We start from the raw sequence: 26658 nt of genomic DNA on the forward strand, positions 1-26658 counted from the left end.
GCCACCGCCACCGCCACGTTGGCCGTTTGTGTCGTGCGCCGCCGGGGGTTGCGGGTTGCCTGATGGGGTGCCGGGTGCTGTTTGGTGGCCGATTTCGGTCAGGGCGGCGGAGATCTGTTGGGCCAGGGCGACGTCGCGGCTGGTGAGCGCTGCCAGCTTGAGGGTCTGCAGGGTGAGGATGACCCGGTCCGGGCGTAGGTCGACTCGCAGGTGGCCGTCGGCGGAGGTGCCGCAGGCTGCGACGGCTCGGGCGATCACTTCGATGCCGGCGCTCAGCGAGCCGATCGGGACAACGGTCTGCAGGGCGCCTAGGAGGTATCGCCACCCCAGCTCGAGGACGGCCTCCGAGGCCTCCGCCCGACTTACCACGCGCACCACGTTGATCTCCTTTGTCGCTCGTTGTCGTGCACTCGCCGCGAGACCGGGCACAGTCCGCCGCTTGTTCCCGCTACGCATCCCGCCCAATCCGCCCAGCCGCGTGGGCCAGTGCGATGAGCCCCACCGAGTCGTCAGCTGATGATCATGTGTGCCGGCGGGAAGAGCGGCGCCAGTTCGGAGGGCCGATGGGGATCAGGCCGGGGCTGGGGGCTGCTCGGATGGCCACGTGCCGGTGATGTGGTGGGCGATCAGGGCGGCGTGAGAGAGGGGGCTCGTCGGGTCTGCTGGGTCGTTGTTGGTGGTGTAGTCGAGCAGGACCACGCCCTCGTCGGCGTGCTGGCGGATCTGGTCGATCAGGTCGGTGGTGCGGTGTTCGAGGACCCAGCGGTAGGTCGGGAGGTAGATGAGGCGGCGGGCCGTTTCGTAGGGCAGCAGCTCTTGCCCGTGCAGACCGGCTCGATGGCCGCGGACCGGGCCGAAGCGGCGGACCGTTCGTTTCAGGCCGGTCATCGAGGTGACAGTCAGTTTTGCCGGGTCGACGTCGGCTTGCTCGAAGACCTTCAGCGCCTGCCAGACGCCCTCCACCGAGGCGCTGACCGTGCCCGGGGTGAACGGCACCGGGATGTCCCCGTGTGGAAAGAACGGGCTCAGCCGGACCCACGGCTCAGCCGCCCGGGACGTCACGTCGAGCACCGTCGCACCCGGAAACTCGGCCTGCACCGACTCCGGTTTTCGCCGGCGACTCGCCACTCGAACGAACATCCCGCCCCACCCCCGTGCCATCCCGAATCCAGAGATGGCCGGCCGCCATCGCGGACCGAACGGAAGCCACCTCCGATCGACACGGATCCTGCCCGAGGGGTACGACAAAACCAGAAGCTTCGGCACCGCCTTGCTGCCCCGGCAACGGGAGGCTCCGGCACCGCCTTGCTGCCGAGCGCGGCAAGCTGTGCCGTGCCGACTGCACTGGGCTGTGCCGAGCCGAGCCCTGCCGCGCAGGGCCCCCGCCGGGCCGCGCCGCATCGGGCCGCGCCGGGCCCCATTGGGCCGCATCGGACCGCGTCGGGCCGCGCCGCGTCGGGGCGGGGTCGGATTTGGTCTAGCCGCCGGCGAAGGGGGGCAGGATGTCGACGGTTGCGTCGGTCGGTAGGGGTGCTTGGCGGTTGTGGCAGGTTAGGCCGTCTACCAGGAAGCTTGCGGCTTTGAGGATCAGGCCGAGTCGTTCGCCGTGGCGGTCGGTGAGGTGCTGGGTCAGCTCCTCCAGGGACTGGGCGGCCACCTCCTCGGTGGCCACCCCGGCCGCCGCTCGGGCGCCGGCGAAGTAGTGGATGGTCAGCAACGGTCAGCCTCCGATGGCGGACATGGGGCGGGCCGGCTGCAGGAAGGACGGGTCGTCGATGCCGTGGCCGGCTCGCTTGCCGAACATGGCGACCCGCCAGGCCTCGGCGATCTCGGTGTCCGGCGCGCCGTCGCGGAGCAGCTTGCGCAGGTCGCTCTCCTCGGTGGCGAAGAGGCAGTTGCGGATCTGGCCGTCGGCGGTCAGGCGGGTGCGGTCGCAGTCGCCGCAGAACGGCCTGGTGACGCTGCCGATCACGCCGACCCGGGCCGATTCGCCCGCCGCGTCGACGTGGCCCGGGACGAGCCAGGTCTCGGCCGGAGCCGTTCCACGTGAAACATCGTCGGGCTGGAGATCGAAGGGTGTGAGCGCGGCGAGGATCTCGTCGGCGGTGACCATGGCGTGACGATCCCACTGGTGCTGGGCGTCCAGCGGCATCTGCTCGATGAACCGCAGCTGGTAGCCGTGCTCCAGCGCGAACCGCAGCAGGGCCGGCGCCTCGTCGTCGTTGACCCCGCGCATCAGGACCGTGTTGATCTTCACGGGAGTCAGCCCGGCCTCGGCCGAGGCGCGCAGGCCGAGCAGGACGTCGGCGTGCCGGTCGCGGCGCGTCAGCGTACGAAATCGGTCTGGGTCGAGAGTGTCGAGGGAGACGTTGACCCGGTCGAGTCCGGCGTCCCGCAGGGCGGGGGCGAGCCGCTCGAGCCCGATGCCGTTGGTGGTGACCGACATCTTGGGCCGTGGGTTGAGCTGGGCCGTCGCGGCGATGATGCCGACCAGCCCGCGCCGGATCAGCGGCTCGCCGCCGGTGAACCGGACCCCGGTGACGCCGAGCTGCTCCACCGCGATCCGGACCAGCCGGATCACCTCGTCGTCGGTGAGCTGCTCGGGCTGCGGCATCCAGGCCAGGCCCTCGGCGGGCATGCAGTAGGTGCACCGCAGGTTGCAGCGGTCGGTGAGCGAGACCCGCAGGTCGGTCGCGACACGGCCGAACCGATCGGCAAGCGCGATCACGGCCGCCACCCGGCCCGCTCGGCTGATCTCCCGGTCCTACTCACAACATCGAATCTAGCCGCTCCGGGCCCCGACTGCCGCCGCTGATATCGCCCTGTGGACAACGACACGAAGGAACAACCCGGGAAGCGACACGAAAGACGGACCGGAAAGCGCATGACGGGCCACCCTGCGACGCCGACGGCGCTCAGCTCCGCAGGACGGCTTCGGCCGCCGCCACCACGGCCCCCCGATACCCGGCGCCGAAAGCCGCCGTATGCACCAGCAACAAGTGCAGCTGATGCAGCGGCACCCGACTCCGCCACCCCGCGGCCAGCGGCCACTCCGCCCGATACGCGTCGAGGATCACGTCGAGGTGCGGGACCCCGCCGAACAGCGCCAGCGTCGCCAGGTCGGTCTCCCGGTGCCCGCCGTGCGCGGCCGGGTCGACCAGCCACGCCCGCCCGTCCGCACCCCACAGCACGTTGCCCGGCCACAGGTCACCGTGCAGGCGCGCGGGCGGCTCTTCCACCGCGTACCGATCAATGGTCTTGACGACCTCCTCGACCAGCGCGGTGTCGGCGCCGGAGAGCGCGCCTTGATCCGCGGAGATCCGCAGGTAGGGGAGCAGGCGGCGTTCGGCGAACCAGGTGGACCACGGCCCGGGGCAGGGGGTGTTGTCGAGCGGCAGCGGTCCGATCCAGCCGGGCCAAGGGGCCCCGAAACTTTCCGCGCCACTGCGGTGCAGCGCGGCGAGGCCGCGCCCCAAATCCTCCGCGGCCTGACGGCCGGCGTCGCCAGGTTCGACCCATTCCATCGCGATCATCCGGGGCAGGGTCACCAAAATTTCCGGTACGGGTACCGCGCCGCTCGCCCGCAACCAGCGCAGCCCCTCCGCCTCCGCGGCGAACAGCCCGGCCGGAGCATCCCCGGCCGGCCACGTCTTCGCGAACAGTGACGTCCCGTCGTCAAGGGTCAGCCGGGACGCCGTGCACACGCCGCGATGCACCGGCGTCTCGCGGATCCGTTGATGGGTGAGAAATGTCGGTAGGTGCTCGGGATGCGCGCGCAGGTACGCCATGTCCACCCGGTTATCTTCCACTTCCGGTGACGGATGTCTCCATTCGCAGGCAAAATGTCGGCATGGGCCCTGTCGCAGTGCGTTCGTATCGCCCGAGTGACCATGCCGCGGGCCGTCGGTTGTGGACCGAGCTGACCCGGCAGCAGCACGAGATGTACGGCGAGACCGACGACGACGGTGGCGCCGGCTTCGAGGAGTACCTGACCCGGCTCGACCTGAGCGGCCTGTGGGTCGCCGACCACGCCGACGACGGAGTGATCGGGATGGTCGGGCTGATCATGCGGGCCCGGGCCGGCGAGGTCGAACCGGTGATCGTCACGATCACCCACCGGCACAAGGGTGTGGGGCGCACGCTGCTGCAGCACGTCGCCACCGAGGCCAAGAAGCGGAACATGCTGTCGCTGACCATCTCGCCCGCCTCGCGGAACGTCGAGGCGATCCGCAGCCTGCACGCCGCCGGGTACGACGTGGTCTCCTCGATCGAGCTGACCATGGACCTGGACCGGCACGCCCACGCCTGGCAGGAGGAAGGCCTGGAGCTGCAGGGTCTGCCGTTCCGAAACTAGGCCAGCCTGTGGACGAGTTGTCCACAGGCCGAGGATCGGGCATGTCGCCGAGCCGGTGAGCCGGGCCACGCTGCCCGGCATGACACCTGACCGTTCCCTCGTCGTCCGCAGGCCGGACGAACTCATCGCCATCGTGCCGTACCTGCTGGGCTACCACCCGAGCGACAGCCTGGCCGTGGTCGGCCTGGCCGGCAAGCGGGTGGAATTCGCCGTCTGCCACAACCTGCCTCCGCCGGACTGGACCGTCGAGGAGGCCCGGGCATCCGCCGCCTCGGTCGCCGCCGCGATCGCCCGGCAGGGCGCCAAGGACCTCGTGGTGATCGGGTACGGCCGCCCGGCCCCGGTCATGGCGGCGCTGGCGCAATGCGGCGAGGCCCTGAACCAGAAGAACCTGAGCGTGCTCGACGCCATCGGGGTGTACGAAGGCCGATGGCGGTCGCTGGTCTGCGCCGACGACCAGTGCTGTCCCCCGGAGGGCCGGCCCTGCCTGCCCGCGGACAGCGTGATCGCCGCCGAGGCCACGTTCCGCGGCCAGGTCGCGCTGCCCAGCCGGGAGGAGCTGATCGCGCAGGTGGCCGCGGTGGACGGCGCCGAGCGGGCCGAGATGGGCCGGGCCACCGAACGGGCCCGGCATCGCTTCACCGACCTGATGGCCGACGACCTGAGCGCGGCCCGGCTCGGGCAACTGGTCAAGCAGAACGGCCAGGCCGCGCTCCGAGCCGCGGAGAAGACCTACCGCAACGGCGGCACGCTGAGCCCGGACGAGACCGCCTGGCTGAGCGTGCTGCTGGTGGAGCGGTCGGTCCAGGACTACGCGCTGAACCGCACCGATCCCCACGAGTGGCGGATCCGGCTCTGGATCGACGTGCTGCGCCGGGTCGACCCGGCGTACGTGGCCCCGCCCGCCTGCCTGCTCGGCATCACCGCGTGGCAGGCCGGCCGGGGCGCCCTGGCCCGGGTCGCGGTCGACCGGGCGCTGGCCGAGGAGCCGCAGCACCGCCTGGCCGGGCTGCTGCACCAGGTGCTGGCCCACGGGCTGCCGCCGCACCTGATGAGATCGTCCCGGGCACTGCGGCGATCCCGGCGCGCCCGATGACGACGGTGGCCGGCCGGGTGGTGACCCGGCCGGCACCGGCATCAGGGACGTTCGGTTTCCTGGCGTACGGTCTCCGCCCCGAGATCGGCGGACCCCTCGGCGCGCAGACCCGCCCCCGGCGTCGGGCTGTCGGCGATCTTGGTGAGGCCGGGCACCCGGTCCTCGATCACGAAGCTGGCCCTGGTGTGCGCGGGCGCTCCCGGCCGGCTGACGTACGGCAGCACCACGAAGTCCGCGGTCATCGCGTCCGGGGTGATCGTCGTACGGACGTACCCGCGCTGGTTGTTGTAGAACTTCAGGTGCGGGTTCCAGGCCGTCCACGGGTGGGTCCCGCTCGGCACGTCGACGCCGTCGCCGGTCGACGTGATCGACGAGCAGACCAGCTCGGTGCCCACCGTCCGCGAGGTCGGGTCGTCGTAGTCGAGCTTCAGCTCGTCGGCCCAGTGCGCGTGCACGTCCCCGGTGAGCACCACCGGGTTGCGCACCCCGGCGTCCACCCAGCCCTGGGTGATCCGCTGCCGGGACGCCTGATAGCCGTCCCACGAGTCCATGCTGACCACCTCGGCCGGGCCGGCGTTGTTGTCCCGCTGCCCGAAGAACACCTGCTGGCCGAGGACGTCCCAGCGGGCCGACGACCGGTGGAAGCCGTCCAGCAGCCAGGCCTCCTGCTCGGCCCCGGTGATCGAGCGGGCCGGGTCGTAGGCCGCCGGGCAGTCCTTGTAGCCGTCGCCGCAGCCCTGGTCGTCGCGGAACTGCCGGGTGTCGAGCAGGTGGAAGGTGGCCAGCCGGCCCCACCGGATCCGCCGGTAGAGCTGCATGTCGATGCCGCGCGGGATCGAGGTCCGGCGCAGCGGCATGTTCTCGTAGTACGCCTGGAACGCGGCCGCCCGGCGCGCCGGGAAGTTCGGGTCGGGCTGCTCGGGCACCTCGTCGGCCCAGTTGTTCTCGATCTCGTGGTCGTCGAAGACCACCGCCCACGGCGCGACCGCGTGGGCGGCCTGCAGGTCCGGGTCGGTCTTGTACTGGGCGTGCCGCTGCCGGTAGTTGGCCAGGGTGACCGTCTCCGGGCCCTGGTGGTCACGGGGGTTGCCGCCCGGCGCCACGTACGTGCCGGCCTGGTATTCGTACTGGTAGTCGCCCAGGTGCAGGATCAGCTCCGGCTCGTCCTCGGCCAGCCGGCGGTACGCGGTGAAGTACCCGTGCTCGTACTGCGAGCAGGAGACGAACGACATGGCCAGGCTGGCCGGGGTGGCCCAGTGCGGCGGTGTGGTGCGGGTCCGCCCGGTCGGGGACGTGTAGCGCTCGGCGTGGAAGCGGTAGAAGAACTCCCGACCCGGCGACAGCCCGTCCAGTTCCACGTGGACGGCGTGCGCGGATCCCGGCCGGGCCAGGATCGCGCCGCGCCGGATCACCCGGTGGAAGCGCTCGTCGGCGGCGAGCTCCCAGCCGACCCGGATCGCCCGGTCCGGCATGCCGCCCAGCCCGTCCTCGGCGAGCGGGTCGACGGCGAGCCGGGTCCAGAGCACAAACCCGTCCGGCTCCGGGTCGCCGGACGCGACGCCCAGGGTGAACGGATCGGACCGCAGCGGGCCCCGGTACGGCGCGGCGCCGGCCGCCAGTGGCCACAAGGTGGTGGCGCCGGCAGCGCCGACAGCGGAGCTCAGCAGCAGGGTGCGACGAGATATCGGCATGCCCGCAGCCTCACGGGCATAGATGAAAACAAATGGATACGGTGGGTGGCCAGCATGGGAATGTCGCGTGGTCAGAGCGTGACGCGTTCCGCTCCCGCGTAGACGTTCATCGTCTGGCCGCGCAGGAAGCCGACAAGTGTCATCCCGGCCTCGTCGGCCAGCTCGGCGGCGAGCGTGCTCGGCGCCGAGACCGCGGCCAGCATCGGCAGCCCGGCCATCCACGCCTTCTGGGTCAGCTCGAAACTGGCCCGCCCGGACACCATCAGCACGTGCCCGGTCAGCGGCAGCCGGCCCTCGCGCAGCGCCCAGCCGATCACCTTGTCGACCGCGTTGTGCCGGCCCACGTCCTCGCGGACCACCAGCAGCTCACCGGCGGCGGTGAACAGCCCGGCCGCGTGCAGGCCGCCGGTCCGGTCGAAGGTGCGCTGCACGGCCCGGAGCCGGTCGGGCAGCTCGGCCAGGGTGGTGGCCGGGACCCGCAGCGGGTCGGCGGTCACGTCGTACCGTGAGCGGGTCCGCACGGCGTCGATGCTGGCCTTGCCGCAGACGCCGCACGAGCTGGTGGTGTAGAAGTTCCGGCTGACGTCGGTCTCCGGCGGCGGCACGTGCGCGCCGAGCACGATGTCCACCACGTTGTACGTGTTCGGCGTGTCCGTCCCGGCGCAGAGCTGCGCGGTGGTCACGTCCTCGGCGGCGTGGATCATGCCTTCGCTGAGCAGGAAGCCCATCGCCAGGTCGATGTCGTGGCCCGGGGTGCGCATGGTGACCGCGAGCGGCTGCTTGCGCACCCGGATCTCCAGCGGCTCCTCGGCGGCGAGCTCGTCGGGCCGCCGCCGGACCTCGCCGGACGGCGCGCCGAGATCGATCCGGACCACTGGCCGCCGCGTTGTGCTCCGCCCCATGAACGCGAGCCTACGTCGGGATGGTGAAAGCCCGGGCGCCGGCCGGAAAGCGCCTTCCGGCGGCCCGCGCGACGGCCGAAAGGCGGCTTTTGAGGGCCCGCACGAGCGGTCTTCGGCGGGCCGGAAAGCGCCCGCGGTCTGAGCGCGTGCTCACGTCTGACACCCGGTCGGGATACGGTACTCACGTGGGGGGATTTGCGGCGGTGGTCCTGGCCGGTGGTGCGGCTCGGCGAATGGGCGGTGCGGACAAGCCGACGCTTGCTGTCGCCGGCCAGTCCATGCTGACCAGGGTGCTTGCCGCGGTGCACGACGCGGACCCGCGTGTGGTGGTCGGCCGAGTCTCCGCTGACCTGCCGGTTCCGGTGCACGTGACCCGCGAGGACCCGCCCGGTGGCGGGCCGGTCGCGGCCGCCGCGGCCGGGCTGGCGCTGGTGCCGCCGACCATCGCGTACACCGCGCTGCTCGCCGCTGACCTGCCGTTCCTGACCGGTGAGGCGATCGACGTGCTGCGGCTGACGATGGAGTCGGCGCCGATGGAGGGCGCGGTCTACCGGGATGCCGAGGGGCGTCGGCAGATTCTCTGCGGGGTGTGGCGCACCGCCGCGCTGCGTGCGGCGATCGACCGGCTCGCCACCGAGCGGGGTGGCCTGCACGGCGCGTCGGTCCGTGAACTCGTGGACCTGCTCCGGGTCGCCGAGGTGTCCTGGCGCCGTCCCGGCCCGCCGCCGTGGTTCGACTGTGACACCGACGACGACCTGCGCACCGCCGAGGAGTGGGCGCGATGAACGAGCTGGACAGGTGGGTCGCTGCGGCCGGGGCCGAGCTCGGCGTGTCCCCCGGGGACGTTCCGGTGACCTCGGTGCTCGACGTGGCGCGTGATGTGGCACACAACGTGCTGCGGCCCGGGGCGCCGGTCACCGCGTACCTCATGGGTCTTGCGGTGGGCCGCGGTCTGGATCCGGCCGAGGCGGCCGCGCGCATCAGCGGCCTCGCCCTGGCATGGCCGAACGCAGAGCCGAAAGCAGAGCCGGACGTGGAGCCAAAAAAAGAGCCGAAAGCAGAGCCGGACGTGGATCCGGACGCCGCGCAGAGCCCGCCGAAGGCGGAGTAGCAACCGCACACCCGGAGAGGGCGTTCGCGCCCCGCTCGCGCTCGATAGGGTGACGGCAGGAGGTGCGATCATGACGGCAGAAGGCACAGCGGGCGACAGTCCCGAAGGCGTGTTGCTCGACGAACCGACCACGGCTGACCTGCGGGCCAAAGTCACCGATGCATGGCGGGAGTTCGCCGGCGCGCTGGCCGGCATGCTGTCCGGCCTGCCCTCGGGTGCGCAGGTCGACCTCACCCTCGACCCGACCGCGTCCGGCACCGGCTCGGCGATCTATTCGGTCAGCATCCGGATCCTGCCGGACGGCGTGATCGAGGCGCTCGCGGTGGGCAACGCCGCGCTGCCGGCCGAGTTCCGGATGGACCGCGCCGCCGTCGCCGACATGGTGGCGCTCGGCTGGTCGCCGCCCGGGGTGCTGCCCGGCTCCGGTGACTTCTTCGGGGTCCGCACCGAGCAGGACAAGGGCAAGCAGCTGGCCACCGCGGTCTCCCGGACGCTGCGTGACGTCTACGGCGCCCCGCACCCGGCCTTCCTGGTCTACCTCGTGCACGACGAGGAGGACGAGCCGATCGAGGCCGGTCCGCTGGCCACCGCGCGGCCCGAGCCCGGCCTGGACAGCAGCGGGCTGGACCTGAGCGAGCTGGACGACGACAAGGCCCTGGCCGAGGCGATGGCCGGCACCGAGGAGCTGGTGCCGCTCGACGAGCGGGTCCGCACGGTGATCGCCACCATGTCGAAGACCACCGTCGACCAGCTCCAGGTCGACGCGGACGGCGACGTCGGCATCCGGGCCGGCTCGGCGATGGTCTTCGTCCGGGTCCGGGACAACCCGCCGCTCGTCGACGTGTTCTCGCCGATCCTGACCGAGGTCGAGCCGACCGAGCAGCTCTACGTGAAGCTGTCCGAGCTGACCAACCGGATGCCGATCGGCCGGCTCTACGTCGCGCAGGACACCGTGTGGGCGTCCATCCCGGTCTTCGGCCGCAATTTCCAGGCGACCCACCTGATGCTCGCGGTGCAGGTGATGACGGGTCTGGCCGACGAGCTCGACGACCGGCTGCACGGTGAGTTCGGCGGCAAACGGTTCTTCGGCGAGGGCGACAAGCCGGTCACCCCGAAGAACAACGGCGACGACCACCGCCCGGGGATGTATCTCTAGCTAGAGCGGCTTGTCTGGCAGGGCGGGCACCGCGGTGGCCGTCTCCACCAGCCGGGACAGCACCACCATGCTGCGCGTCGAGGTCACGAACGGCTCGGCGCGCAGCCGCTCCAACGCCTGCTCGAGGTGACCGATATCGGCCGCTCGCAGGTGCACCAGGGCGTCGGCCTGCCCGGAGACCGTGTAGGCGCCGACCACTTCCGGATGCCGCCGGGTCGCCACCGTGATCTGCGCCGGCGTGGTCCGCCCGGTGCAGAACAGCTCGACGAAGGCCTCGGTGGTCCACCCGAGTGAGCTCGGTTCGATGACCGCGGTGAATCCCTTGATCACCCCGACGGTGCGGAGCCGGTCCACCCGGCGCTTCACCGCCGGAGCGGAGAGCGAGACCCGGGCGCCGATCTCCGCGTACGAGGCTCGGGCGTCGGCCACGAGCAACGCAATGATTCGCTGGTCGACGGCGTCCATCTGCAACGATTCGCCTCCGAGGAGCAAGATTTCGAGCTGTTTGCTGCACCGCAGCCTACCTACGCTAAAACCTCATGAGCCACCTGGAGCGATTGCCGCGAACGCGGACATATTTAATGTGTCCCCCGGAGCATTTCACGGTCGAGTACGCGATCAACCCGTGGATGGACACCACCGTCGCGGTGGACGCCGCCCGAGCGCTCACGCAGTGGGAGTCGCTACGCACCACCCTGGTCAATCTCGGTCACCTGGTGCACGTGCTCGACGCCCGGCCGGGCCTGCCGGACATGGTCTACTCGGCGAACGGCGCTTTCTCGGTGGACGGCACGGTTTACGGCGCACGCTTCCTCTACCCGCAGCGGGCCGACGAGGCGAGCGCCCATCAAGCGTTCTACGACACCGACAGCGCGTGGAAGTTCGTTGCTCCGCAGCACGTCAACGAGGGTGAGGGCGACTTCGCGTACCTGCCCGCGGCGTACGGCGGGATCGTGCTGGCCGGCTACGGCTTCCGTACCGATCCGGCCGCGCACGCCGAGGCGCAGGAGGTGCTGGGCCGCCCGGTGATCTCGCTGCGGCTCGTCGATCCGGCGTTCTACCACCTGGACACCGCGCTGGCGGCGCTCGACGACCGGCACGTCACGTACTACCCGGCCGCGTTCTCGGCGGCCTCGCAGCGGGTGCTCGCCCAACTGTTCCCGGACGCGGTGCTCGCCGACCGGGCCGACGCCGAGGCGTTCGGCCTGAATCTGGTCAGCGACGGCCGCCACGTGATCTTGAACACTGACGCGGTGGGGATGGGACACAAGGTCCGGGATGCCGGATATCAGCCCGTGCACGTGGATCTTTCCGAGCTGAAGCGCGGTGGCGGCAGCGTGAAGTGTGCCGTCGCCGAATTGCGGGCCTGACCGTACGGGCTGCGCGAGAGCCGGTGCGCAAAGATGGAAACATGACCGACGACTCCCGAACCAATGAGCACAAGGAAGACGGCTCCGTCATCGTCGTGGGCCCCGATGGCCGCCCACTGGGCACCATGGAGCAAGACGGCACGATGAGTCCGGAAGAGCCGGGCAACCTCATCGAGCAGCCGGCGAAGGTCATGCGCATCGGCAGCATGATCAAGCAGCTGCTCGAGGAGGTGCGGGCCGCTCCGATCGACGAGGCCAGCCGCAGCCGGCTCCGGGAGATCCACGAGCGCTCGATCAAGGAGCTGGAAGACGGACTGGCCCCGGAGCTGCGCGAGGAGCTGGAGCGGCTGTCGCTGCCGTTCGAGGGCGAGACCCCGCCGAGCGAGGCCGAGCTGCGGATCGCGCAGGCCCAGCTGGTCGGCTGGCTGGAAGGCCTCTTCCACGGCATCCAGGCCGCGCTCGTCGCCCAGCAGATGGCCGCCCGCCTCCAGCTCGAGCAGATGCGCGGTGGTCAGGGCCGCCCGGCGCTCCCGATGGGCATCCCGGGCAAGGCCGAAAGCCCGACAGGCCAATACCTTTAAACCCCATTTTGTACGAACAGCGAGTCCCCGGCGGAGGCTACAAGCCGAGTCCCCGGCTCGCCCGCGCGACGTTCGCGCAGCTCAGGGCCGCGACGCGAGTCGCGGCCCTGCTCAGTTCGGTTACGGTTTTTTGCGTAACGCCCCGGTTACCGCGCGTTCCGCGGCTATTCCGGCAGGTAACTTTTCACCGTAAAGATCAGCCACTGCGCCGCTGTTAGCGTCACTCATCGAAGATCATCCACATCGATGTCTCCGAAGGGTGTCCATGAAGATCCGTCTATGGCTGGCGTCGGCTGTCGTCGCCGCCGTGCCCCTGGCCGTCGTCGCGCCGGCGTCCCCCGTCGGGGCCGCTCCGGCGCCCAGCACGAGCGCCTGCGCGAACCGGCCGGCCGACTCGCTCAACCTCTCCACCTCCGCGGACCGGGTCGCCGCACTGGTCCGCGAGATGCGGCAGACCGGGAAGACCGAGGCACAGGTCACCGCGAAGCTGTCGTCCGACTGGTGCATCAACCCGATCGGCACGCAGGGGATCACGCCGTTCAGCTCCGGTGACGCCTCGGTGTCGTGGAACAACATGTCGCTGCTCTACGACAACGTCATGAAGACGTACTACGGCATCGTCAACTGGAAGTGGAACGACCACAGCTACGGCACCGAGGAGTCGTGGACCGGCTGCTTCGACAACAAGATCGGTGGCTGGGACAGCGTCCTGGTCCGCATCGCGGGCGGTGAGTTCCAGGTCGTCAGCGAGAGCGCCACGGCGTGGGGTGACAACGCGCTGGACTCCTCGGACGGCAACTACGACACCATCGACATCGGCCCGCCGGCGGTCGCGAACGAGAACGGCGTCGGCTACACCTGGCAGGACAAGGCCCGCAACGTCGCGTACGACAGCGGCGTCTGCAACTACACGCCGGGCGACTACAGCACCCTCGACCTGAACCTGTTCAACGGCACCATCGTCGTCGGCTTCGACCTGCTCAACGGCAGTTGCACGAACGCCAAACTGTTCCCGGACTACGTGCACACCTGGGACAGCACGACGATCTCCAACCTGAACATCACCCCGGCCGGGCCCGAGATCACCTTCGGATCCGCCGGACACAGCTGGAGCAAGCAGACCACCGGCCCGTCCGCGCAGGTCTGTGACGTGATCCCGGCGGACTCCGGTGGCATCGGTGGCGGTGGCGGCATCCCGGACGACGAGGACGGCGAGGGCGGTGGCGGCAGCCCCGCGCCGACCCCGCACGTGGCGGCCGACCTCGACAAGGACAAGTACAGCGACCTCGCCCTCTACCGCAAGGACTGCTCCACCGGCTCGAACTGGTGGGCGAGCAGCGGCAAGACCGGCACCCAGCTGGTCGGCGGCCACGAGTACGGCGGCTGCAAGGACCTCACCGCGTCGGGTGACTACGACGGCGACGGCTACACCGACCTTGCGCTCTACCGCCAGGACTGCACCAACGGCTCGGTCTGGAACATCAAGAACCTGCACACCGGCAAGCAGCTCAAGGGCACCTACCGGTACGGCGGTTGCCACGACATCCCGGCCCCCGGCGACTACGACGGTGACGGCTGGACCGACCTGGCCCTCTACCGCCCGGACTGCACCAACGGATCGAGCTGGTGGATCCTGAGCAGCCGGACCGGCAACCAGATCGTCGGCGGCTCGAAGTACGGCGGCTGCACCGACATCCCGGCGCCGGGCGACTACGACGGCGACGGGCGCACCGAGCTCGCGCTGTACCGGCGGGACTGCACCAACGGCTCGCTCTGGAACATCAAGAACGTCAAGACCGGCACCCAGGTCCTCGGCAGCCACAAGTACGGCGGCTGCGCGGACGTCCCGGCGCCCGGTGACTACGACAACGACGGGCGCGACGACCTGGCGCTCTACCGCCCGGACTGCACCAACGGCTCGGTCTGGAACATCAAGAACATCAAGACCGGGACCCAGATCAAGGGCACTTACAAGTACGGCGGGTGCAAGGACATCCCGGCGCCCGGCGACTACGACGGCGACGGGTACACCGACCTCGCCCTCTACCGCCGGGACTGCTCCACCGGTTCGAGCTGGTGGATCAGCAGCAGCCGGACCGGCACCCAGATCAAGGGTGGCACCAAGTACGGCGGTTGCGCCGACACCCCGGCCGCCAGCAACCCGGCGACCACCAGCTGACACACCTGATCGAGGGGCCGGCCGGCACACGTCGGCCGGCCTCCCGGCACGTCCGGAGGCCGCTAGAGGCCGAAGACCTTCTCCAGGTAGACCGCGACGCCGTCGTTGTCGTTGGTTTCGGTGATCTCGTCGGCGACCGCGCGGACCGCCGGGTGGGCGTTGCCCATCGCCACGGCGTGACCCGCCCAGGTCAGCATCGGGATGTCGTTGGGCATGTCGCCGAACGCCACCACCTGGTCGGCGGTGATCCCCTCGCGCTCGCAGAGCCAGGCCAGACCGGCCGCCTTGGTCACGCCGGCCGCCGAGATCTCCACGAGTGCCGACGACGACGAGCGGGTCGCCTCGGCGACACCGCCGAGCGACGTGCTGACCAGGTCCAGAAAGTCGTCCGGGTCGGCGGTCGCCGAGCGGGCCAGCAGCTTCACCGCGGGCACCGAGGTCAGCTCGTCCGGCGAGCCGATCACCCGCACCCGGGGATCGGTCCAGCGCAGCGGCCAGGTCGGCTCGTGCAGGAACGAACGGCCGTCCTCGACCTCCACCGCCAGCGAGATGTCCGGCACCGCGTCGCGCAGCCGGCGGATGACGTCGGTCAGCAGGCCGGAGGAGAGCGGGTCGGCGCGCAGCACCTCGTCGGTGTGCGGGTCGTAGACCACCGCACCGTTCGCGCAGACCGCCGGCAGCGGCACCGGCAGCTGCTCGTTGAGCTGCTCGAGCCAGCGCAGCGGCCGGCCGGTCACCAGGACCACCGGAACTCCGACCGCGGCCAGCGTGCTGATGGTCCGCTGGCTGAGCAGCCGCTCGTTGTTGATCAGAGTGCCGTCAATATCGGTCGCGACCAAGCCGAAAGGTGCCATCACCTCGACAATAGCCGGTCCAGGTAGACGGCCACGCCGTCCTCGTCATTGGTCAGCGTCACCTCGTCGGCGACCGCCAGCAGCTCCGGATGCGCGTTCGCGACGGCCACCCGGCTCCACCCGGCCCAGCCGAACATCGGCAGGTCGTTGGGCATGTCGCCGAAGACCAGAACGTCCGCCGGATCGACGCCGACCGCCTCGGCGACCACCGCGAGACCGGTGCCCTTGTCGACCTGCGCCGGGCAGATCTCCACGTAGTCCAGGCCGGCCTGGGTGACCGTGGCGACGTCGGCCGGCACCACCCGGCGGGCGACCGCGAGCAGCTCGTCCACGTGCAGCCGGAACGACCGGGCGAACGCCTTGATCACGTCGCCGGTCAGGCACTCGGCCCGGGTGCGCGCCTCGACGGTGACCGGGTAGCGCCAGGTCGGGTCGAAGTCACCCCAGAGCGGGGAGTCGTCGTGCTCCAGCGCCTCGTACATCACCGACAGCGGGCCGGTGATCGTCTCGATCCGGGCCAGCACGTCGGCGACCGCGTAGCCGGGCAGCCGGGCCTGGCGCAGATAGCGCCCCTCGGCCTGGTCGAGCACCCAGCCGCCCTGTGCGAGCACCAGGTAGTCGGCGACCCGGATGTCGTTGCGGGTCAGCGACGTGAGCCGGGGACCGCGCCCGGTGGCGGCGACGATCCGGATGCCGGCCGACCGGACCCGGTCCAGAACGTCGTGGGTGTACGCGGAAACCGTGTCATCGCTGCGGACCAGCGTGCCATCGAGATCGGTGGCGATCAGCTTGGGGAGCCCGGGCTTGAGCATCGGAACCTCCGAGGGTGTGAAACCCCCGCGGAGGGCGGAAGGAGAACGTTACACCGGCCCGGCCACCAGCTGCTATGACAATTGGTGACCGGGCGATGTCGAGATCGTTAGCGGCTGGGTTCGAGGATCTCCCGGCCACCGAGGAACGGCTGCAGCGCCTTCGGGACGCGTACCGAGCCGTCCGGCAGCTGGTGGTTCTCCAGGATCGGAATCAGCCAGCGGGTGGTGGCGAGGGTGCCGTTCAGCGTCGCCGCGGTCTGCGGTTTGCCGTCCTCGTCGCGGTACCGCACGTTGAGCCGGCGGGCCTGGAACGTGGTGGTGTTCGACGTCGAGGTGACCTCGCGGTACCGGCTCTGCGACGGCACCCAGGCCTCGCAGTCGAACTTGCGGACCGCGCTGGTGCCGAGGTCGCCGGCCGCCACGTCGATCACCCGGTACGGGATCTCGACCTTGGCCAGCATCTCCTCCTCCATCGCGAGCAGGCGCTGGTGCTCCTCGGTCGCGTCCTCCGGCTTGCAGAACGAATACATCTCGACCTTGTCGAACTGGTGGACCCGCAGGATGCCGCGGACGTCCTTGCCGTGCGAGCCGGCCTCGCGCCGGTAACACGACGACCAGCCGGCGAACCGGGCCGGCCCGTTGCTCAGGTCGATGATCTCGTTGGAGTGGTACGCCGCGAGCGCGACCTCCGACGTGCCGACCAGGTAGAGGTCGTCGGCCGGCAGGTGGTAGACCTCGCTGGCGTGCGCACCGAGATAGCCGGTGCCCTCCATCGCCTCCGGGCGGACCAGGGTCGGCGTGATCGTCGGGGTGAAGCCGTGCTCCACTGCCTGCTGGATCGCCAGTTGGAGCATGCCGAGCTGGAGCAGCGCACCGACACCGGTCAGGAAGTAGAACCGCGAACCGGACACCTTCGCGCCGCGCTCGGTGTCGATCGCGCGCAGCGCCTCACCGATCTCCAGGTGGTCGAGCGGTTTCTCGATCTCGGGCAGGTCGCCGACCGTGCGCAGCACGATGAAGTCGTCCTCGCCGCCGGGCGGGGCGCCCTGCACCACGTTCGGCACCGCCAGGTGCGCGGCGCGCAGGGCCTGGTCGGCCTCGTTGTTGGCGGCCTCGGCCGCTTTCACCTCCTGCGACAGGTCCTTGGTGCGGGCCAGCAGGGCGGCACGCTCGTCGCCGGAGGCTTTGGCGACCTGTTTGCCGATGGACCGCTGCTCCGCCCGGAGCGCCTCGAACCGCTGGGTGGCGGCCCGCCGCTCCTCGTCGGCACGCAGCAGTGAGTCCACCAACTCGGTGGACTCGCCACGTAGCCGCTGGCTGGCGCGGATCAGTTCCGGATCTTCGCGAAGCAGACGCAGGTCAATCACGGTTGTCGAGCCTACCGGCGGCCCGGTCCGGTCATCACCCGGATATCCCCGGTCATCCGGATTGGTGCGGTCGGTCGAGGTCGGCGGCGTACGAGGCGAACGGCGCGGTCGGCGCGATGCTCAGCTCCAGCGGGGCGTCATCGTCGGTGTCGACCGGTTCTGTTCGCTGCCAGCGGGGCGCCTCGGAGGCCTCGTCGTCACGCCCGGAGAGCCAGAGCGCGATCAGCGCCGCACCCACCCCGGCCAGCGCGCACCACAGCCCCCGGCCGTACCGGACGTCCATGTGCCCGGCCTCCAACTGGATCGTGTAGAACCGGGAGATCAGCCGGCTCTGGTCGTTCAGCAGGTGGACCAGGGCGAGCAGCAGCGCGGCCAGCACCCCGCCGGAGGCCAGGCCGGCCAGCCGGGCGTAGCGCCGCCCGGGCGCCGGGCCGAAGATCGTCAGCACCAGGGCGACCGCGACCAGGAACAGGCCACCCAGGTACGCCGCGGCGATTCCGCCCAGGTCGAACAGGTCGGTCGGCAGCATCTTGCTGGCGCCCACGTCGTCGCCGGAGAGCAGCAGGCTGTCGACCGAGGTCACCTGCCACTCGGAGACCAGCGAGGCGAACGCTGCGATCCCGCCCAGCACCGCCACCAGCGGAGCGAGCCTGCGGTCGGTGCCGAGCTCGCGGAGGAAGCCCGCGGCCCGTTCCCGACGAGGCTCGGACTCCGGCAGACCGAATTCGACCACTGTCTCGGACACCATTTCCGGCATGGGATCCATGATGAGCCCTGCAGCGTCGGCCTTCCACCCGCTCGCCGATGGGCTAGCGTTCTGTTCATGCCTATTCGTTCTGCTACGGCCCGCTGGGAAGGGAACCTCACCGAGGGTTCCGGCACGGTAAAGACTGGTAAGGGTGGCCTGCAGGGGAACTACTCCTTCAAGTCGCGCTTCGAGGAGGGTGAGGGAACCAACCCGGAGGAGCTGATCGCGGCTGCCCACTCCGGTTGCTTCTCGATGGCCTTCTCGAAGGGCCTCGCCGACGCGGGTTTCACGCCCAGCTCGGTGGAGACCGTCGCCAAGGTGCACCTGGACAAGACCGACGCCGGCTTCGGCGTCTCCCGGATCGAGCTGGAGACCGTCGGTGACGTTCCCGGCATCGACGACGCCACGTTCCAGAAGATCGCCGAGGGCGCCAAGGAGAACTGCCCGATCTCGCGGCTGTTGAGCCCGGGCGCGGCGATCAGCCTCTCGGCGAAGCTGGTCTGATTCCCTGTTGAGTACGCCGGTGCGGCCGCGTGCGGTCCGCACCGGCGGTTCAGGATCAATACAGCTGGACAGGGCACTATGTGGGGTGTGCCGGTGGACATGGATCGGGAACGTTTCGAAGAGCTCGTCGGTGAGGCCCTCGACGAGGTCCCCGTCGAGCTGCTCTCTCTGATGAACAACGTGGTGTTCCTGGTCGAGGACACCCCGGCGGACGGCAGCGACGACCTGCTCGGGCTCTACGAGGGCACCGCGCTCACCGACCGCGGCTGGGACTACGCCGGGACCCTGCCCGACCGGATCACCATCTATCGCCTGCCCACGCTGCGCACCTGCGAGTCGGAGGCGGACGTGATCGACGAGGTCGCGATCACCGTGGTCCACGAGATCGCCCACCACTTCGGCATCGACGACCAGCGCCTGCACGAGCTGGGCTGGGCCTGACCCCGCACCCAAAGTCCCCACGCAGTGTGGCAACGGCGGTTGCGTGTGAAGTTTGGGTGCGCTGGGCGCCGAAAGTCCCCACGCAGTGTGGCAACGGCGGTTGCGTGTGAAGTTTGGGTGCGCTGCGCGCCGAAAGTCCCCACGCTCTGGAGACTGGGAGTCGCGCTGCGGTCGGGAGCGGGCTGCGACGTCGCGGTGGCCTCACGGGCGGGACGTGGCTCGTAGCCTGCGGGCGAGCGCTCGGTATTCGTACCGAAAGGGTTAATTGCCGGTGCGGAGGCGGGCCAGCCAGGCAGCGGAGTCGGCGAAGTCGGCGTCGGAGAGGCCGGCCGGCGGCTGGACCGGGGGTTCCGGCTGCAGGCGGTGGCGGGCGTAGCTGCCCAGGAAGCGGACCTCGGCGCAGATCCGGCGCAGGCCCTGCAACGCCTCGCCGAGGCGGGCCTCGGCGACGTGGCCGGTGCACTCCAGGAAGAAGAAATACGTGCCGAGCTGCTCGCCGGTGGGACGGGACTCGATCCGGGACAGGTTGATGCCGCGGGCCGCGAGCTCGGTGAGGACCGCGAGCAGCGCGCCGACCTGGTCGTGCCGGATCGAGACGGCCAGCGAGGTGACGTCGTCGCCGGTCGGGGGTGGCGGGGCCGCGGGCCGGGCGACGAGCGCGAACCGGGTGACCGCCTCGGCCCGGTCGGCCACTTTCTCGGCGAGCACGGTGAGCCGGTTGCGCGGGACGCCGATCGGGGCGCAGAGAGCCGCGTCGAACTCCCCGGCGGCCGCGCTGATCGCCGCGGCGGCGTTGGAGAGCACGTCGATCACTACGGCGTCCGGCACGTTCGCCTGCAGCCAGCGCCGGCACTGCGCGGAGGCCTGTGGGTGCGCCGCGACGGTGCGCAGGGCGGCCAGCGGCTTCAGCGCGTCGGCGGCGAGCACGAACTCGACAGGCAGCAGCACCTCCCGCGTGATCATCAGCGGGCTGCCGGTGACCAGCTCGTCGAGGGTGACCGGGATGGCGCCACCCACCGAGTTCTCCAGCGGGACCAGGGCGGCGTCGGCCTCACCGGAACGGACCGCCTCGAGGGCCTCCGGCACGCTGCGGGCCGGGCTGCGCAGCCCGTGCTCGGCGGCCGGGATGGTGCGCAGGGCCGCCTCGGTGAAGGTGCCTTCCGGGCCGAGGTAGCTGAAGCGGGTGGGCGGCGTTCCGGGCATGTCGTCAGTCTATGGCGCGAACGTTCAGAAGCCGCAGGCCAGCACTCGGATCCCGGCCGGGGCGGAGGCCTGCACCTGCGGATTGCAGACGTCCGTGCCGGCCGCCACCATGTCCAGCGTGGCGCCCTTGCCGGTGGCGACGACCATCAGCGGCTCCAGGCTGTCCGCGTCCTGCCCGGCGATCTCCACCGTGGTGAACGACCAGTTGGCGGTGCAGTAGGGACCGCTCTGCACCTTCAGCGCCTTGTCCGGGATGGCGTCACCACCCCTGAGCTTGAGCAGCGCGAGGATCTCCGCCTTGGTCGGCTGACCGACGCATTTGGCCGCGTGCGCCGGCGTGGGCGTCGGCGACTTGGTGAGCGGCGCGGTGGTGGTCCCGGTAGTCGGCGGATAGGTGGGATAGGGGAACGCGGGCGGCGCGATCGTCGGATAGGCCGGATCCACGGTCGGGTAGCCGGTCGGCACGGCGGCGGTGGGCTGGGTCGCGATGACCGGCGGCGGCAGGAACGCGGAAGCGGACGCGGCCGGCGCGGCGGTGACCGGGGACAGCGGAGGGCTGGCGGGCAACGGCTCCGGCGGCGCCCCGCAGGCGGCCGTCAACAGCAGCAGACCCACGGCCAGGGGGATGTGGCGTGTGTGGGGGGACACGCGCTCATGGTAGGAGTCCGGCCGGGCCGGTGCCAGAAGAAAGTCAGCCGGCGATGCGGTGCCCGGCCGCGGTCAGCGTGTTGACCGCCTCGGTCAGCCGCACGGTGGGCACCAGGAGGTAATCGGTGTCGTAGGTGGAGAACGTGACGATGTTGACCCGAGCCTCGGCGAGCGGGCTGACCAGCGAGGCGAGCACCCCGGTCATGGTCAGGTCCAGCCCGGCCACCCGCAGCGCGCGCCATGCCGTGTCGGCCTCCGCGCCGTCCGGCACCCGCTCGGACCGGCAGATGATCGAGATCTCATCCAGGCCCCAGGTCACCGAGATGACGCTCTTGTCGTCCGGACCCGTGGTCAGTGACGCGGGCAGGGTGGAGCCGGCCGGTAGGCGGCACACCGCGTACTCACCTGGTAACAGGTCTAGATCGAGCATGACGGCAGACTACGTTACGGATAGGTAACACCCAATGGTTGTCGGATGCGTTGAACACCACACCGCCATGGACAAACCGGACTTCAGTAGTGCACCGGGGAGAGAAAGGTCATCGAACCGGCCACTCGGTCACCGGCCATCAGCGGCGTCGAGATCGCGTCGATCGTCAACGGCGGCTTCCCGGCATCCGGCACGACCCGCATCACGCCTCGGGCCAGGCGCTCGCTGCGGACCGCGAGCAGCGGCGGAATCATGTCCGCCTCCGGGTCCTCGAGCCGGCCCGCGCCGGCCGTGAAGTCGATCAGCTGAACCGTCGTGGTCAGCCGCTTGCCTAGTGCGTCGCCCGATTTGCCCAGGCCGAGCAGCTCGCTGCAGGACGGCGAGACGGCCACGATCGCGCCACCTGCGTCGACGATCAGACAGGCCTCGTCGGCGACCGCCACGGTGCTCGCCCAGCGCTCGAGACCGGTGACGAATTCGGCCTCGGATGGTGTGCGTGCTTGGGGGACGAACGCTCCCGAGAGGGAGAGCTCAACATGCGCCACCGGCTCCTCCTCGCTTCCGTCGCGCCGATCGATGGCGCCCCGGTCAGCCGGAGCGCCACCATCGGCGTCGTCGCAAGGAACGTTACCGGCGGGTCGGCCGCTTGTCAGCGGCCGTCTGTCCGTTGCTGTACCACCGGTAGTCGCCGGCCGGCTTGTACGGCGCGTTCGACCAGGTACCGGGGTTGTGAGCAACCTCTGAGAGTTTGCTCGCGGTAGCCGCCGAGATGCGGGCCCCGCCGGCCAGGAGCAACCGGTCGAGCTGCTTGTCGGTGGCGACCAGACAGTCCTTCGGCAGGCCGTGGACGCTGATCACGCCGGAGCCGACGAACGTCAGCACGGGGGTGACCGGAACGTTCAGGCCGACCGCGGCGGAGAGCGCCTTGGCGGCACGGCGGGCGTCGCGACGGGCCTCGGCCACGTACGCGGGGCGCTTGCCGTTGATCTGTACGACGTCCCCGGCGATCAGGACGCGGGATCGGCCGTGGTCGGCGACGGTCACCGCGTAGACCCCGCCGGGACCGATGGCGAGGAAGCCCGCCCGGTCATCGGTCGGGTCGGGCTCGTAATACGACTGGGAGAGATCGGCGCGCGGCCAGTCCACGATGTGCCAGCTCGCGCCGAGGCGGTCGAGCCGGGTCAGAGCACGAGCTCCGGCCGCGTCCATGCGGCGGGACTCACGCTCGGCACGGCGGCGCCGTGCCCACTCCATCGGGGTGAGGCGTTGCTGTTCGAGACTCGTGGACTGCTGCGGATGGCCGACCGGCGTCAGCTCTCTGTTGCTGGACGGCGCGGTCAGCGCAGGGCGGGCGGGGAAGACAGTCACTGCGACCTCCGGCAAAAGGTCAATCGGGCTGGCTCTCTTTTTCACTACCGTACGTGCTCAGGCGTTCACAGAACAGGGTGACGGCAGTGAAAGAAAGGGGAAGGAGTATGGATGAATACCGCATTCACGACAACAGCTTCTTGCTGATGGTGCATCTCGACACGTGCAGTCCGCGGTTCGTCGCACTCTGACAACGTATCGCCGTCCCCCGTTCGGTGCATACCCGTCCCAAGATCTAGTCATAACGTCACCGAGCGGTAGCGTTCGGTACGGACTAACGTCGGCACGGTGTACGTCGACAGTGAAGTCAGCCGCTTGCGCACCGTCCTGCTGCACCGCCCCGGGAAAGAGCTGGCTCGGCTCACCCCGCGGAACAGCGGCTCCCTGCTCTTCGACGGCATCCCCTGGGTCGGCCGTGCGCAGGACGAGCACGACCAGTTCGCCGAGGCGCTCCGCTCGCGCGGGGTGGAGGTCTTGCACCTGGACCGGCTGCTTGCCGAGACGCTCGCCGTACCGGAGGCCCGGGCCGAGCTGACCGACGGCGTGCTGGCCGACCCCCGCCTGGGTGACGGGCTGCGGGCCGGCGTCGCCGGGTACCTGGCCGATCAGGACCCGGACCGGCTGGCCGAGGTGCTCGTCGCCGGTCTGGCCCACGAGGAGGTCAAGCCGGGCGGCGGCAGCCTGGTCTACGAGATGCTGCAGCGCAACGACTTCGTCATCGACCCGCTGCCCAACCTGCTCTTCACCCGGGACTCCTCGGTCTGGGTGCGCGACCGGGTGGCGGTGACCAGCCTGGCGATGCGCGCGAGGCGACGGGAGACCACGCTCACCCACGCGGTGTACCGCTTTCACCCGCGGTTCGCCGGGACCGAGCTGCTCTACGACCCGTCACTCGAGCACGTCGAGGGTGGTGATGTGCTCGTGCTGGCACCCCAGGTGCTCGCGATCGGGGTCGGTGAGCGAACCACCCCTGCCGGGGCCGAACGGCTGGCCCGCCGGGTGCTCGCGGCCGGGCTGGCACACACCGTGCTGGCCGTGCCGATCGCTCAGGAGCGGGCGACCATGCACCTCGACACGGTCTGCACGATGGTCGACGCGGATGCGGTGGTGATGTATCCGTACGTCGCCGACACCCTGGAGGCCTGGACGATCACCGCGGGGCTGGAGGGCGAGGTGGTGGTGCGCCCGCCCCGCCCGTTCCTGGAGGCCGCCGCCGAGGCGATGGGCATCGACCACCTGCGGGTCATCGACACCGGGCTGGACCCGGTGACCGCGGAACGCGAGCAGTGGGACGACGGCAACAACACCCTCGCCATCGCCCCACGCCTCTGCGTCGCCTACGAACGCAACGTAGAGACCAACACCCAGCTGGAACGAGCCGGCATCGAGGTAGTCCGAATCCAGGGCTCCGAGCTGGGCAGCGGCCGAGGCGGCCCGAGGTGCATGAGCTGCCCCATCACCCGAGACCCCTGGGTCTTTGCCAGGTGACCTGTGGACAGGTCTGCAAAAAACGCGTCGTTGCCGGCGCAACTGATTTTCCGACGCCCGCGGGGTTTGCGGGCGGCGGAAAATCAGCTGCGCCGGCAACGACTAAAAGGCGTTTTTTGCCTGCGGAGCGAAGCGGAGCCAAGCTAGCCCAGCTTTTTGCCCGCGGAGCGAAGCGAAGCCAGTTAGCGCAGTGTCAGTTGACGGCCGATGAGGCCCTGCTTTGCTCTGCGGGCGGCGGCGTCCAGCGGCTCCGTGATCGCCAGGGTGTCCTGGTAGCGCTTGACGAAATCGGCCAACGGGGCCTCCCAGTCGGCGGCCTCCGGCTCGCCCGGGATGTCCCACACCGGCACCAGCAGTCCGTGGGCGCGGAACATGCCGGCGAACTTGGTGCCGTCGCCGAGCAGCAGCTCGCCCGCGGCCGACAGCCGGGACAGCGCGTCCAGCGCCGGGTCCTCGTCGTCACCCAGCACCCAGCGGACGTGTCCCTTGTCCGGCGCGATCCGGCACCAGTACGCGGCCTTCGCCGCGGCCAGCCGGACGGTCGGGTAGATCGACGCGTTGGCCCGCTCCAGGGACGCCTTGACGTTGGCGTCCTGCAGCTGGTCGTCGTCGAGCCAGTACTCGAAGCCGTCGTGCATGGTGATCTCGAGCGGGCCGTCGACGAGCACGTCCTGCAGGCGCACGCCCTCACCGGGCAGCGCCGGGACCGACACCGGGTTGCCCGGCGTGGTGCCGAGCGCGGCGAGGATGGCGACGGCGAGGTCGCGGGAGACGTCACCGGACTGCACGTGCCGCTGTAGGCCGATGAAGACCTCACCGTCCTGGCGCGACATGGCCGGCCAGGCCATCGGCAGCACCGTGGACAGGGTGACCGGGCGGTCGCCGAACTCCTCGATGATCGCCGGCGTCAGGGTCAGCTTCGCCGACGCGGCCGGGACCAGTTCGCGGAGCGCGACCCATTCGGGCTCGTCGGCCAGGCCCTCGAACGGGCGGGCGACGAAGATGTCGCGCACCTTGGTCTTGGGGGCGGACTCGCGGGGCTTACGACGCTTACTCACGAGGGACCAGCGTAGGCGGTGTCACCCGAAAAGCGGTGATGCGGGCCACCCGTGTGTGTCAGGCGCGCGGGAATCGCACCTCAGCGACCGTTCCGCCACCCTCGCGCGGGCGCAGCGACACCCAGCCGTGCTGGCGCTCCACCATCCGCCGGACCAGGTAGAGGCCCAGGCCGGCGCCGGGGTGGTGGTGCCGGTCGCCGCCCTCGGCCTGCCAGTACCGCTCGAAGGCGCGCTCGACGTGCTCGGGGGCGATGCCGGCGCCGCGGTCGGAGATCCGGAAGCGCAGCGTGTCGTCGTCGGTACCGGCGCACACCTCGACCGTGCTCTCCGGCGGGGAGTACTTCTCGGCGTTCGTGGTGAGCTCGGTGAGGATGGTGGCGATCGAGTCGCGGTTCCCGTACGCCTTCGGCAGGTCGGCCGGCAGGTGCGCGAGCTTCAACCGGCGCCGCAGGTCGGCTGGCAGCTCCTCGACCGCCTCGCGCAGCGCCTCGACCAGGTCGAACGGGCCGGCCGGGGAGGTGCCCACCACGCCGTCGTCGCTTGCCGCGGAGAGCAGCCGGTCGACCAGCCGGGCCAGCTCACCGGCCCGGTTGCCGATCACCCGGACCGCCTCCCGGCGTCCCGGCTCGCCGAGCGTCTCCCAGTGGTTGGTGAGGGTGTCCGCGTACCCCTTGATCACGGTGACCGGGGTGCGCAGCTCGTGGCTGGTCACCGCGACCCAGAGATCGCGGTCGGCTTGCGCGCCGGCCGCGTCCGGCGCGGCCGCCGGATGCACCGGCAGGCCGCGGCCGAGTCCGTAGAGGCGGCCGATCTGACCGGAGAGCAATTCCAGTACGGCGTGATGCTCCGGCCCGGGCTCCCCGACGTCGCCGAAGTAGACGTGCAGCGACCCGGCGAACGTGTCACCGGCCTCGCACCGGGCGCCGAGCATGTGCCGCAGGTCGCCGCCCTCGATCTGCCGGGCGAACTCGTCGTTCACCGAGTCCAGTGGCACCAGCAGGGTGCGGCCGCCGCGGCGGAGCCGGTCGTCGGCACGTTTCACCCGGCGGCCGATGGCCGGCTCGCACACCCCGGTGGCCGCGATGATCCGGCCGTGGCCGTCCGTGTACTCGGCGAAGCCGGCGCCGCGCGCGCCGAGCACGTCCTGGGCGAGCCGGACCAGTTGCTGAAGGACGGGCAGGCCGCTCTCCCCGGCGTTGACGCGGTCGGCGACCGCGATCTGACCCCGGGTCAGCGCTGGGTAGTCGGGACTGTCCGGCATGTCTGCGAGTCTGCCTCGGTGTTCTCGTTTTGTGCA

General features: G+C 70.6%; 30 protein-coding genes. 11 read left to right on the top strand and 19 right to left on the bottom strand.

From position 1 onward, the window contains the following. From ADL15_RS15150 to ADL15_RS15170, 5 genes are all read right to left on the bottom strand, one after another. The coding region (locus ADL15_RS15150; RefSeq protein ID WP_232344110.1) for a 4a-hydroxytetrahydrobiopterin dehydratase at positions 1-375 on the bottom strand (375 nt) is incomplete at its 3' end. Positions 376-570: 195 nt separating this feature from the next. Then, positions 571-1140, bottom strand: a complete 570-nt coding sequence (locus ADL15_RS15155; protein WP_067690299.1) for a DUF6939 family protein — start codon at positions 1138-1140, stop codon at positions 571-573. A gap of 337 nt (positions 1141-1477) precedes the next feature. After that, positions 1478-1717, bottom strand: coding sequence for a MoaD/ThiS family protein (locus ADL15_RS15160; protein WP_067690302.1), 240 nt, complete (start codon positions 1715-1717; stop codon positions 1478-1480). 3 nt (positions 1718-1720) lie between these two features. After that, the gene (moaA, locus tag ADL15_RS15165; protein WP_157441375.1) at positions 1721-2737 is read right to left on the bottom strand and encodes a GTP 3',8-cyclase MoaA; all 1017 of its coding nucleotides are present in this window, start codon (positions 2735-2737) and stop codon (positions 1721-1723) included. 178 nt (positions 2738-2915) lie between these two features. Beyond that, positions 2916-3794: a fructosamine kinase family protein gene (locus tag ADL15_RS15170; protein ID WP_067690309.1), complete on the bottom strand. Its 879-nt coding sequence runs from the start codon at positions 3792-3794 to the stop codon at positions 2916-2918. Between the two features lie 56 nt (positions 3795-3850). Here ADL15_RS15170 and ADL15_RS15175 point away from each other — a divergent pair, with 56 nt between their 5' ends. Both ADL15_RS15175 and ADL15_RS15180 read left to right on the top strand, forming a co-directional pair. After that, positions 3851-4354, top strand: a complete 504-nt coding sequence (locus tag ADL15_RS15175) for a GNAT family N-acetyltransferase (protein ID WP_067690312.1) — start codon at positions 3851-3853, stop codon at positions 4352-4354. Between the two features lie 79 nt (positions 4355-4433). Beyond that, the gene (locus ADL15_RS15180; protein WP_067690930.1) at positions 4434-5450 is read left to right on the top strand and encodes a DUF4192 domain-containing protein; all 1017 of its coding nucleotides are present in this window, start codon (positions 4434-4436) and stop codon (positions 5448-5450) included. A 41-nt stretch (positions 5451-5491) separates the two neighbouring features. On the opposite strand, the gene ADL15_RS15185 is transcribed toward ADL15_RS15180, so the two are convergent. Then, on the bottom strand, positions 5492-7141 hold the full coding sequence (locus tag ADL15_RS15185) for an alkaline phosphatase D family protein (RefSeq protein WP_067690315.1): 1650 nt from the start codon (positions 7139-7141) through the stop codon (positions 5492-5494). Between the two features lie 71 nt (positions 7142-7212). Continuing rightward, on the bottom strand, positions 7213-8043 hold the full coding sequence (gene fdhD, locus ADL15_RS15190; protein ID WP_067690319.1) for a formate dehydrogenase accessory sulfurtransferase FdhD: 831 nt from the start codon (positions 8041-8043) through the stop codon (positions 7213-7215). Between the two features lie 185 nt (positions 8044-8228). On the opposite strand from fdhD, the gene mobA reads away from it, so the two are divergent. The 3 genes from mobA (at position 8229) to ADL15_RS15205 (ending at position 10310) form a co-directional block, all read left to right on the top strand. Further along, positions 8229-8828, top strand: coding sequence for a molybdenum cofactor guanylyltransferase (mobA, locus tag ADL15_RS15195; protein WP_232344111.1), 600 nt, complete (start codon positions 8229-8231; stop codon positions 8826-8828). Next, positions 8825-9154, top strand: coding sequence for a DUF6457 domain-containing protein (locus ADL15_RS15200; RefSeq protein ID WP_067690933.1), 330 nt, complete (start codon positions 8825-8827; stop codon positions 9152-9154). Before mobA ends, ADL15_RS15200 begins: the two co-directional genes overlap by 4 nt. Positions 9155-9224: 70 nt before the next feature. Beyond that, the gene (locus ADL15_RS15205) at positions 9225-10310 is read left to right on the top strand and encodes a T3SS (YopN, CesT) and YbjN peptide-binding chaperone 1 (RefSeq protein ID WP_067690325.1); all 1086 of its coding nucleotides are present in this window, start codon (positions 9225-9227) and stop codon (positions 10308-10310) included. Here ADL15_RS15205 and ADL15_RS15210 read toward each other — a convergent pair whose 3' ends face one another. Further along, entirely contained in the window at positions 10311-10781 is a 471-nt protein-coding gene (locus ADL15_RS15210; protein ID WP_067690328.1) for an Lrp/AsnC family transcriptional regulator, read from the bottom strand. A 68-nt stretch (positions 10782-10849) separates the two neighbouring features. On the opposite strand from ADL15_RS15210, the gene ddaH reads away from it, so the two are divergent. From ddaH to ADL15_RS55315, 3 genes are all read left to right on the top strand, one after another. Then, positions 10850-11680 carry a dimethylargininase gene (gene ddaH, locus ADL15_RS15215; protein WP_083971281.1) on the top strand — a complete coding sequence of 277 codons (831 nt, stop codon included), beginning with the start codon at positions 10850-10852 and terminating at the stop codon, positions 11678-11680. Positions 11681-11721: 41 nt separating this feature from the next. After that, positions 11722-12261 (top strand): bacterial proteasome activator family protein, encoded by a 540-nt coding sequence (locus tag ADL15_RS15220; protein ID WP_067690334.1) that lies wholly within the window; start codon positions 11722-11724, stop codon positions 12259-12261. A gap of 265 nt (positions 12262-12526) precedes the next feature. Further along, the gene (locus ADL15_RS55315) at positions 12527-14440 is read left to right on the top strand and encodes an FG-GAP repeat domain-containing protein (RefSeq protein ID WP_067690337.1); all 1914 of its coding nucleotides are present in this window, start codon (positions 12527-12529) and stop codon (positions 14438-14440) included. A 62-nt stretch (positions 14441-14502) separates the two neighbouring features. Here ADL15_RS55315 and ADL15_RS15230 read toward each other — a convergent pair whose 3' ends face one another. From ADL15_RS15230 to ADL15_RS15245, 4 genes are all read right to left on the bottom strand, one after another. Then, positions 14503-15294 carry a Cof-type HAD-IIB family hydrolase gene (locus ADL15_RS15230; RefSeq protein ID WP_067690340.1) on the bottom strand — a complete coding sequence of 264 codons (792 nt, stop codon included), beginning with the start codon at positions 15292-15294 and terminating at the stop codon, positions 14503-14505. Further along, positions 15294-16106 (bottom strand): HAD family hydrolase, encoded by an 813-nt coding sequence (locus ADL15_RS15235; RefSeq protein WP_067690343.1) that lies wholly within the window; start codon positions 16104-16106, stop codon positions 15294-15296. Before ADL15_RS15235 ends, ADL15_RS15230 begins: the two co-directional genes overlap by 1 nt. Positions 16107-16213: 107 nt before the next feature. Then, on the bottom strand, positions 16214-17473 hold the full coding sequence (gene serS, locus ADL15_RS15240; RefSeq protein ID WP_067690346.1) for a serine--tRNA ligase: 1260 nt from the start codon (positions 17471-17473) through the stop codon (positions 16214-16216). Positions 17474-17525: 52 nt separating this feature from the next. After that, positions 17526-18230, bottom strand: a complete 705-nt coding sequence (locus ADL15_RS15245; RefSeq protein ID WP_157441376.1) for a hypothetical protein — start codon at positions 18228-18230, stop codon at positions 17526-17528. Between the two features lie 66 nt (positions 18231-18296). Here ADL15_RS15245 and ADL15_RS15250 point away from each other — a divergent pair, with 66 nt between their 5' ends. Together ADL15_RS15250 and ADL15_RS15255 are read left to right on the top strand one after the other, a co-directional pair. Next, positions 18297-18725 (top strand): OsmC family protein, encoded by a 429-nt coding sequence (locus tag ADL15_RS15250; protein WP_067690352.1) that lies wholly within the window; start codon positions 18297-18299, stop codon positions 18723-18725. A 93-nt stretch (positions 18726-18818) separates the two neighbouring features. Beyond that, complete coding sequence (locus ADL15_RS15255; RefSeq protein ID WP_198170792.1) at positions 18819-19166, top strand: metallopeptidase family protein; 348 nt, start codon at positions 18819-18821, stop codon at positions 19164-19166. 261 nt (positions 19167-19427) lie between these two features. Here ADL15_RS15255 and pheA read toward each other — a convergent pair whose 3' ends face one another. The 5 genes from pheA to ADL15_RS15280 form a co-directional block, all read right to left on the bottom strand. Next, the gene (pheA, locus tag ADL15_RS15260; protein ID WP_067690355.1) at positions 19428-20369 is read right to left on the bottom strand and encodes a prephenate dehydratase; all 942 of its coding nucleotides are present in this window, start codon (positions 20367-20369) and stop codon (positions 19428-19430) included. A gap of 24 nt (positions 20370-20393) precedes the next feature. Next, complete coding sequence (locus ADL15_RS52920) at positions 20394-21017, bottom strand: hypothetical protein (protein WP_067690358.1); 624 nt, start codon at positions 21015-21017, stop codon at positions 20394-20396. Positions 21018-21060: 43 nt separating this feature from the next. Next, positions 21061-21447, bottom strand: coding sequence for an ACT domain-containing protein (locus ADL15_RS15270; protein WP_067690361.1), 387 nt, complete (start codon positions 21445-21447; stop codon positions 21061-21063). A gap of 83 nt (positions 21448-21530) precedes the next feature. Further along, positions 21531-21992, bottom strand: a complete 462-nt coding sequence (locus ADL15_RS15275; RefSeq protein ID WP_067690363.1) for a hypothetical protein — start codon at positions 21990-21992, stop codon at positions 21531-21533. Between the two features lie 82 nt (positions 21993-22074). Next, positions 22075-22815: a hypothetical protein gene (locus ADL15_RS15280; RefSeq protein ID WP_067690366.1), complete on the bottom strand. Its 741-nt coding sequence runs from the start codon at positions 22813-22815 to the stop codon at positions 22075-22077. A 288-nt stretch (positions 22816-23103) separates the two neighbouring features. On the opposite strand from ADL15_RS15280, the gene ADL15_RS15285 reads away from it, so the two are divergent. Next, a complete protein-coding gene (locus ADL15_RS15285; protein WP_067690369.1) occupies positions 23104-24303 on the top strand; it encodes an arginine deiminase in 1200 nt (399 codons plus the stop codon). A gap of 182 nt (positions 24304-24485) precedes the next feature. On the opposite strand, the gene ADL15_RS15290 is transcribed toward ADL15_RS15285, so the two are convergent. Together ADL15_RS15290 and ADL15_RS15295 are read right to left on the bottom strand one after the other, a co-directional pair. Further along, the gene (locus ADL15_RS15290) at positions 24486-25361 is read right to left on the bottom strand and encodes a DUF5926 family protein (protein WP_067690371.1); all 876 of its coding nucleotides are present in this window, start codon (positions 25359-25361) and stop codon (positions 24486-24488) included. A gap of 58 nt (positions 25362-25419) precedes the next feature. After that, positions 25420-26622: a sensor histidine kinase gene (locus ADL15_RS15295; RefSeq protein ID WP_067690374.1), complete on the bottom strand. Its 1203-nt coding sequence runs from the start codon at positions 26620-26622 to the stop codon at positions 25420-25422. Between the last annotated feature and the right edge of the window lie 36 nt (positions 26623-26658).

The organism is Actinoplanes awajinensis subsp. mycoplanecinus (assembly GCF_001509495.1).
GTDB lineage: Bacteria > Actinomycetota > Actinomycetes > Mycobacteriales > Micromonosporaceae > Actinoplanes > Actinoplanes palleronii.